Here is an 8317-nt window from a genome sequence, read left to right on the forward strand (position 1 = left end):
GTTACGTGCCGGCGTCCTTGCGGGCGACGACCGTGCCGATCTCGGACGCCGACGCGACGACCGGCACCGCGGCGCCCAGGTCGAGCAGGTCGATGGGCAGCCGGACCGGGCGGTTGGTGCGGGGCACCAGGACGTGCAGCTCGGCGCCCGCCTCGCGGGCCCGGCGGGCCAGGATCATGAGCGTCCGGGCGCCGGAGGAGTCGAGGAACCTGGTGTGGCTCAGGTCGACCACGAGGGCGTCGCCGGCAGCCTGCAGCAGGGGCTCGGCCGCGGCCGCGAGGTGAGGGGCGGTGGCGAGGTCGAGCTCACCCCGTACCGTGAGGGCCGGACGTCCGGCGACGGTCGTGCGTGCGACGTCGAACAGCACCGTTTCCCTCCCTCGGCTTCGTGTTACCTGCTGACTGAGGGTAGGCCACGAGGATCCGAGGAGGTGAGCCGCCGTGAACATCGAGTTCAGCGTCCGGTTGCCGGCCGATGCGCAGAGCGTCCCGCTCATGCGGGGTCTGCTCCGGCAGGCGCTCGAGCACCTCGGGGTGGCCGAGGCCGGCATCGAGGAGATCGTCCTCGCGCTGACCGAGGCGTGCGCGAACGTCGTCGACCACGCCGGTGAGCACGAGGAGTACCAGGTCGACGTCTCCATCACCGACCAGCTGTGCCGCATCAGCGTGCTCGACGAGGGGCAGGGCTTCGAGTTCGACCCCGCGTCGCACACCTCCGACCGCTCGCCGCTGGAGGACCACGGCCGCGGCCTGGTCCTCATGCAGGCGCTGGTGGACCGGCTGCAGTTCGTCAAGGCCGACGACGGCCGGCACCGGGTGACGCTGGAGAAGCGGCTCTCCCCGCAGCCGCACCTGCGCCTGCTCTCGGACTGACCCCCTTCGGGCGCTCCCCCGGTCGTCGACGACGATGAGCGGGTGACCCAGGACGACTTCACGGCCGAGGTGCGCGCGGCGGTGGACCGGCTGGCCGGCGTCGCCGAGCGGACCCCGCTGCAGCGCAACGCCCGCCTGTCCGCCCTGACCGGTGCCGACGTGTGGGTCAAGCGCGAGGACCTCCAGGTGGGCCGGTCCTACAAGATCCGCGGCGCGTACAACACGATCAGCCGGCTCTCCGACGCCGAGCGCTCGGCCGGGGTCGTCTGCGCGAGCGCCGGCAACCACGGCCAGGGCGTCGCCTACGCCTGCCGGGCGCTGCAGGTGCACGGCCACGTGTTCGTGCCCGGGACGACGCCGCGGCAGAAGCGCGAGCGGATCAAGGCGCTGGGCGGCGACATGGTGCAGCTGGTCGTCGTCGGCGACTCCTACGACGAGGCCTCGGCGGCGGCGTCCTCGCACGCCGCCGGGACCGGGGCGACGCTGGTGCCGGCGTTCGACGCCCTGTCCACGGTGACCGGGCAGGCGACCGTGGCGGTGGAGCTGCTGGAGCAGCTGGGGTCGGCGCCGGACGTCGTCGTCCTGCCCGTGGGTGGTGGCGGGCTGCTGGCCGGCTGCGCGACGTGGCTGCGCGAGCACTCCCCCGGCACCCGGCTGGTCGGCGTCGAGCCGGCGGGCGCGGCCGGCATGGCGGCTGCGCTGGCTGCCGGTGAGCCGGTGGACCTGCCGGAGATCGACACGTTCGTCGACGGCGCCGCGGTGCGCCGCGCGGGTGCGGTCACCTACCCGCTGGTCCGGGACTCCGGGGCCGAGCTGGTCGCCGTCCCCGAGGGGCAGATCTGCACCGAGATGCTGGAGCTGTACCAGGCCGACGGGGTCATCGCCGAGCCCGCGGGGGCGCTGGCCACCTCCGCGCTCAGCGGCGGCCTGGTGGCGGTGCAGCCCGGGCAGACGGTGGTGTGCCTGCTCTCCGGCGGCAACAACGACGTGAGCCGGTACGCCGAGGTCATCGAGCGCTCGCTGGTGCACCGCGGGCTCAAGCACTACTTCCTGGTGGAGTTCCCGCAGGAGCCCGGCGCGCTGCGGCGGTTCCTCGACGAGGTGCTCGGCCCGGACGACGACATCGTGCTGTTCGAGTACGTCAAGCGGGACAACCGCGAGACGGGTGCGGCGCTGACCGGGATCGAGCTGGGCTCGGCCGACGGGCTGCCGGAGCTGCTGGAGCGGATCGAGGCCAGCCCGCTGCGGATCCAGCACGTGGCGCCCGGAACGACCGCCTACCGCTTCCTCGTCTAGGTCGCTCCTCGCCGGAGGTCACTCGACGGCGAAGGCCGTCGCCGGCTCGATGCGGACGGCCAGCCAGGCGGGGACCGCGGCAGCCAGCTGGCACATCAGGACCGCGGCACCCATGGCGGCGGCGAACAGCGAGTACTGCGGCTCCACCGGCCAGTCGTTGACGGCGGTGACCGTGTACATGGCGGCGGCGCTGACCGCCAGGCCCAGCGCGCCGCCGAGCACTCCCAGCCCCAGCCCCTCGGCAGCGACGAGGCCGAAGATTGCCCGCCGCGGGGCCCCGTGCACGCGGCGGATGGCGATCTCGGCGGTCCGCTGCCGCACGGCGGCGGCCAGCATGATGGCGATGCCCAGGCCGGCGATGCCGAACGCCGCGATGCTGGCGTACACGGCGAGCCCGTCCAGCGTCGAGGTGGACTGCTGCTTCGCGGCCACCAGCGCCTCGGGCTGACCGACGGCGAGAGCGCTCAGGGCCAGCGGGTCGACGGAGGCCCGGATGCGGGCGGGGTCCAGGGTCGCCGCGGTGCGGATGACCAGCCGGTCGGCGCCCGTGGCGCCGGACAGCGCCAACGCCGTCTCGGCGTCGACGACGAGCGCGTCGGCGAGCTCGGGCAGCAGGGGGTCGCCGGCGATGACCCCGGTGGCCACGAACCGGCGACCACCGGCGAAGACCGTCGCCGGGAGCTCGGTCAGGCCCAGCTCGTCGGCGGCCCGCTGCCCCAGGACGGCGAAGGGCAGGCCCGGGACCGGCCGGGACGTACCCGACACCACCGGGAGCGGAGCGGCCTGCGGCCAGGCGGCGACGCCGACGACCCGGACGCCGCGGTCGGAGCGCTCCTGGGCGCTGAGCCGGACCGGGACCTCCGTGGTGACCTCGCGGAGGGCCGACGACGCCCCCGGCAGCCCCGCCGCGCGCGCGACCGCGCCGTTGGGGAGCCGGCCGGGCAGACCGTCCCGCGTGGGCTGGGGCTCGACGAGCCAGGCGTCGGACCCGAGGGCGTCGAGGTCGGCCAGCAGCTTGGCGCCGGCCGAGTGGGTGAGGCTCGGGATCAGCGTCATGGCGGTGACGGCGACGACCACCATGGCGATGCCGGTGACGAGCACGCGGGGGCGCGCCAGCAGCGAGCGCAGCGCCTCGGTCACGACGCGGCCATGACGTGCTCGCGCACCCCGCGGTCACCGACGACCCACTGGCGGGTGCCGCGCGCGGCGAGCGCCTCGTCGTGGGTGACCACGATGAGGCAGCGGCCGGCGCTGAGGCTCTCGATGAGCTCGATGATGCTGGCGCCAGTCGTTGCATCGAGGTTGCCGGTCGGCTCGTCGGCCAGGATCACCTCCGGGTCGCGGGCGATGGAGCGGGCCAGCGCCGCACGCTGGCGCTCGCCGCCGGAGAGCTGCGTCGGCCGGTGGTCGGTCCGGTGGGCGAGACCGACCGCCTCCAGCGCCTCGCTCGTGCGGCGCCGGCGCTCGGCCGCGGCGACGCGCTGGTAGCGCATGCCGAGCTGCACGTTCTCGGCCACCGACATCCACGAGACGAGGTGCGCGGACTGGAACAGGTAGCCGATCGCGTACCGCTGGGCCTGCGTGCGCGGCCCGCTCCGGCCGAGGTCGTGCCCGCAGATGCGCACGCTGCCGGACGAGGGGAAGACCGTGCCGGCGATGACGTTGAGCAGAGTGCTCTTGCCGGCTCCCGACCGCCCGGTGACGGTGACGTAGTCACCCCGGCGGACCGTGCGCGTGACGTCCTCGAGGATGGTGTCGTCGCGGTAGCGGACCGACACGTCGGCGAGCTCGACCAGCGCGTCGCCCGGTGCGGCGCTCACGGGGTGGTCGCCACCTCGGTGCCCGCGGACAGCCCCTCGGTGACCGCGACGTCGGTGCCGTTGGTCGGCCCGAGCGCGACGGGGCAGCGCTCCTGGCCGGCGCCGGGCCCGCGGCACTCCACGTAGGTGTCCCCTGCGGCGTCGACCCGCACGGCGGCGACCGGGACGGTCACCACACCTGTCGCGAGGACCACGCGCTGCTCGACGATGACCGACGTGCCGGCGGTCAGCGCGCCGGCCCCGGGCGGCGGGGCGAGCTGGAGGGCGTACTTGTTCTCCGGCGTCAGCGTGGCCGCCCCGGTCGGCGTGAGCGGGACCTCCTCGCCGCCCGCACCGGCGACCGGGACGAGCGCGAAGACCGCGCCGTCGGGCGGCGTCCCGTCCAGCTCCACGGTGACGGCGAGGTCCCCGGAGCTCACGGTGAGCACCTCACCGCCGCTGAAGGCCTCCCCCACGCCGACGGTCACCTCGGTGACGGTCCAGGGGCCGGGGCCGGCGAGGAAGGCCAGCTCGGCGCGGGCGAACCCCGGGGTGTCGCCCATGCCGTGCCGGTCGCGCCAGCGTGCGGCCGCCCGGCCCAGGGAGTCGCTGAAGGCGCCGTTGACCGATCCCGCGAACTCGCCCTCCGCGGTGAGGAACTGCTGCAGCTGGCGGACGTCGTCACCCTTGAGCGGGGGCCCGCCGGGGGGCGGGGCAAGCAGGTCCCGGTACATCGGGATCGCCCCCGGTGCCACCGTGACCGGCTTCTCGTCGACGTGCAGCCACAGCTGCCCCGGGTGCAGCGTCTCGCCCACCGCGGCTCCCCGCGTGACGGTCCCCGCGGCCGACGACGACAGGACCAGCGCGTTCCGCGCGACGACCGACCCGTCGTACGGGGCGACCTCGGTGACGTCGGAGACCTCGGCAGCCGTCCACCCCCCGGACGGGGCCTCGGCGGAGGCCTGCCCCGCCGGGGCCCCTCCCTCGGTGGAGCAGCCGGCGACCAGGACGCCGAGCACGAGGCCGGCGACCTGCAGCGCCCTGCGCGTGCGCACGGCGGGCGTCCTGCTCATCGGTGTCCACCTCTTCGGGACGGTCGGGTGCGCGCATCACTTCTCGGGGTTCGCTTCTTCCGCCAGCCGGGTGCACTCGCCGAGGTCGTCCTTGAACGTCGGCGACTCCTGCTCGGCCTGCGGGACCGAGTAGCCCAGAGCGGGCGTCCCGTCGACGAAGTGGCCGCTCGTCTCGCCCTTCACGTGGTAGTCGCGGGCCCCCAGGCAGTCGATGATCGCCTGGGAGATCCGGTTGATGCGGGCGGACTCCCCGTCGGCGACGGGCCGCGTGGTCAGCTGCTGGCACTCGTCGGCGGCACCCTGGGCCTCCGGGTCGGTCTGGTCCACCAGGCTGAGGCTGCCCTGGTCGTCCTCCCGGTACCGGACGCCGCGGTCGTCGAGGCACTCCTGGAACCCCGCGGGCGAGTAGTCGTACTGCGCCGGGGCGTCCGCGGAGGCAGCCGGCGATGCCGGGTCCTCCCCGGAGCCTGACGCACAGCCGCCGGTGGTCAGCAGGGCGGCGAGCAGGACGAGGGCGCGACGGGTGGTGCCAGGGCGGCGCGTGGCCGCCCTGGCACCGGTCGTGGTTCCGGTTCCCATCGTCAGACGCGGGTGCAGGAGCGGTCGTAGTAGAAGTTCTGGCCGGCCCCGTAGTTCGTGACCTTCTCGCTGTTCGCGAGCGACGGGATGTTGCCGGTGCTCCACCAGCCGACCCAGCCGACCGTCGCCTCCGGGTCGTTGTCGCGCTGCGCGATGAACCCGGTGGCGTTGTCGCCCGAGAAGACGCCGACGTAGAAGACGCCGGTCTGGGTCATCTGCTGCGCCCGGAACCGCCAGGCCGTGTTGTCGTTGATGTAGGCGCCGCCGTTCCCACCGATGTACTGGTAGTGACCGGTGGACGTGCCGTTGATGCAGCTCGTCGCCGCCGCCTGCGCGGTCGCCGGCACGGCCGTCAGCAGGGCGGCGGTGACAGCCGCACCGGCGCCCAGGATGCGCTTCATTCCCACGAGAAACATCTCCTCACCAAGACCGCTCACAGAGTCCCCGTTGACCCGGTGTGTCGGACACGTCACACCCTGCCAAAGCTAGTTCCGGAAATCCAGAGATCCGGAACCAGTTGGTACAACTGTTGCAGATGAGGCGGGTGTGGCGGCCGAGGCACCTCGTCGGCGCGCGGATCGAGGTCCGCCCGGCTCGTCGCTGGGCTAGGTTCTTGCCCGCCATGGCTCGCCCGCTCCCCGACCAGCCGCCCGTGGCGGTGTCGGTCCTCGGCCCGCTGCAGGTCACGGTCGGCGGCGGGCCCGCCGCGCTCGGCGGCCCCCGGCAGCGCTCAGTGCTCGCCCGTCTGGTGGTCGCCGGCGGTCACGTCGTCTCGACCGACCGGATCGTCGACGACCTGTGGGAGGGCGAGCCGCCGCCCAAGGCGCTGGCCTCGCTGCAGGTGCACGTGTCCCACCTGCGCCGCGCGCTGGAGCCCGGCCGCCGTACCCGCAGCGCCGCCGCCGTCCTGGTCAGCCGCCCGCCCGGGTACGCGCTGCAGCTGCCCCGCGAGGCGGTCGACGCCTGGCGGTTCGAGGACCTGCTGACCGCCGCGCAGGCCGAGGCCGACGCCGGCACCCGCCGGGGGCTGCTCGACCGGGCGCTGGGCTGCTGGTCGGGCCCCGCCTACGCCGAGGTCGCCGACACCTCCTGGGCCGCGCCGGAGGTCGCCCGACTCGAGGAGCTGCGGCTCGTCGCGCTGGAGGCGCGCGCGGAGGCCGACCTCGAGCTGGGGCGGGCCGGCGCGGTCGTCCCCCAGCTGGAACGGCTGCTGCACGACCACCCCGGCCGGGAGCGGCCGGTCCGGCTGCTGGCCCTCGCGCTGTACCGCAGCGGCCGTCAGGGCGACGCCCTCGCCGTCCTCCGCAGGGCGCGTGCCCACCTGGCCGAGGAGCTCGGCGTCGACCCGGGACGGGAGCTGCGCGAGCTGGAGGCCGCGCTGCTCGACCACGACCCGTCGCTCGACGCGCGGCCCTCCCCGGCACCCGCGCCCACCCGCGCCGCGCCTCCCCCGGCACCGGCCGTCTCCCTCGGCCGGACCGCCGAGCTCGACCAGCTGCTGGCCCTCGCCCGCGGCTCGGGCGCGCGCGTCGCCTGGGTCGACGGCGAGCCCGGCGCCGGCAAGACGACCCTCGTCGACGCGGCCGCCTCGGCGCTGCGGGAGCGAGGCTGGCAGGTGGCCTGGGGCCGCTGCCCCGAGGTGGAGGGTGCGCCCCCGGCCTGGCCCTGGCACGAGGTGCTCGGCGGGCTCCCCGAGGCCGAGAGCCCGTTCTGGCTGGCCCGGGCGGTGGCCGACCGGCTGGCGACCACCACCCGCGAGCGCCCGCTGCTCGTCGTGCTGGACGACGTCCACCGCGCCGACGGGCTCACCCTGCAGCTGCTCCGCCAGGTGGTCGGCGAGCTCTCCGGCACCCCGGTCCTGGTGCTCGCCACCTTCCGCTCCACCGAGGGCGGGGACGCGCTGGCCGCCACCCGCGCCGCGCTCACCGCGGCGAGCGCGGCGCACCTGTCCCTCGGCGGTCTGGACGAGGCCGGGGTGGCCCGCATCGCCCGCGACTCCGGGCTCGAGCCGACCGGCGACGTCGTCGCGCTGCTGCGCGAGCGCACCGGCGGCAACCCGTTGTTCGTCCGCGAGCTCAGCCGGCTCATCGTCTCGGAGGGCGCGGCGGCGGGGCGGACGACCGTGCCCGCCGGCGTGCGCGACGTGCTGCGGCGGCGGGTCGAGCGGCTGCCCGCGCCGGCGGTGACGGCGCTGCGGCAGGCGGCGGTGCTCGGCCGCGACGTCGACGTCGACCTGCTCGCCGCCGTGGTGGGCCGGGACCCCGACGAGCTGCTCGACGCCCTGGAGACCGCGGTGCTCGCGGGGCTGCTGGACGAGCCCGCCCCCGGCCAGGTCCGGTTCAGCCACGCGCTGGTGCGCGACACCCTGTACGAGGACCTGCCGCTGATGCGCCGCGCGCGCGTGCACTCGGCGGCGCTGCGGGCGCTGCGCGAGCGGGGCGCGGACGCGACGGCCCTGGCGCACCACGCCGTGGCCGCCGCCGGGCCGTCCACCGCGGCCGACGCCGTCCCCTACGTGGTGGCGGCCGCGCGCGAGGCCGAGCAGCTCGGGGCGCACGCCGACGCCGCCCGGGCGGCCCTCGTCGGCCAGGGAGTGCAGCGAGCCGAGGACCCGGTCGACCGGGGAGTCCTCGAGGTGCTTGGCGATGCTGGCGGCGAACAGGTGCGGCTCGCCGGTCTCGATCCCGGACCAGATGCG

General features: G+C 75.5%; 9 protein-coding genes. 3 read left to right on the forward strand and 6 right to left on the reverse strand.

Translation table 11 applies throughout. The features are described 5' to 3' along the window. Position 1: 1 nt before the first annotated feature. Positions 2–367 carry an STAS domain-containing protein gene (locus E4P43_RS14330; protein WP_167759189.1) on the reverse strand — a complete coding sequence of 122 codons (366 nt, stop codon included), beginning with the start codon at positions 365–367 and terminating at the stop codon, positions 2–4. Positions 368–440: 73 nt separating this feature from the next. On the opposite strand from E4P43_RS14330, the gene E4P43_RS14335 reads away from it, so the two are divergent. Continuing rightward, complete coding sequence (locus tag E4P43_RS14335) at positions 441–872, forward strand: ATP-binding protein (protein WP_167759190.1); 432 nt, start codon at positions 441–443, stop codon at positions 870–872. Positions 873–914: 42 nt separating this feature from the next. Beyond that, entirely contained in the window at positions 915–2168 is a 1254-nt protein-coding gene (ilvA, locus tag E4P43_RS14340) for a threonine ammonia-lyase IlvA (protein WP_135146139.1), read from the forward strand. An 18-nt stretch (positions 2169–2186) separates the two neighbouring features. Here the strand turns inward: ilvA and E4P43_RS14345 are convergent, their stop codons facing one another. From E4P43_RS14345 to E4P43_RS14365, 5 genes are read right to left on the reverse strand one after another with little or no spacing between them, the layout of a single operon-like run. Next, on the reverse strand, positions 2187–3308 hold the full coding sequence (locus tag E4P43_RS14345) for an ABC transporter permease (RefSeq protein WP_135146140.1): 1122 nt from the start codon (positions 3306–3308) through the stop codon (positions 2187–2189). Beyond that, the gene (locus tag E4P43_RS14350) at positions 3305–3988 is read right to left on the reverse strand and encodes an ABC transporter ATP-binding protein (protein WP_209313890.1); all 684 of its coding nucleotides are present in this window, start codon (positions 3986–3988) and stop codon (positions 3305–3307) included. The genes E4P43_RS14345 and E4P43_RS14350 overlap by 4 nt, the downstream gene beginning before the upstream one ends. Continuing rightward, a complete protein-coding gene (locus E4P43_RS14355; RefSeq protein ID WP_135146141.1) occupies positions 3985–5040 on the reverse strand; it encodes a hypothetical protein in 1056 nt (351 codons plus the stop codon). The genes E4P43_RS14350 and E4P43_RS14355 overlap by 4 nt, the downstream gene beginning before the upstream one ends. A gap of 36 nt (positions 5041–5076) precedes the next feature. Continuing rightward, entirely contained in the window at positions 5077–5619 is a 543-nt protein-coding gene (locus tag E4P43_RS14360; protein WP_135146142.1) for a hypothetical protein, read from the reverse strand. Positions 5620–5621: 2 nt separating this feature from the next. Beyond that, positions 5622–6035: a hypothetical protein gene (locus tag E4P43_RS14365; RefSeq protein ID WP_135146143.1), complete on the reverse strand. Its 414-nt coding sequence runs from the start codon at positions 6033–6035 to the stop codon at positions 5622–5624. A 206-nt stretch (positions 6036–6241) separates the two neighbouring features. Between E4P43_RS14365 and E4P43_RS14370 the strand changes: the two genes are divergently transcribed. Then, the coding region (locus E4P43_RS14370; protein ID WP_167759191.1) for a BTAD domain-containing putative transcriptional regulator at positions 6242–8317 on the forward strand (2076 nt) is incomplete at its 3' end.

The organism is Blastococcus sp. TF02A-35 (genome assembly GCF_004571075.1).
Lineage (GTDB): Bacteria > Actinomycetota > Actinomycetes > Mycobacteriales > Geodermatophilaceae > Blastococcus.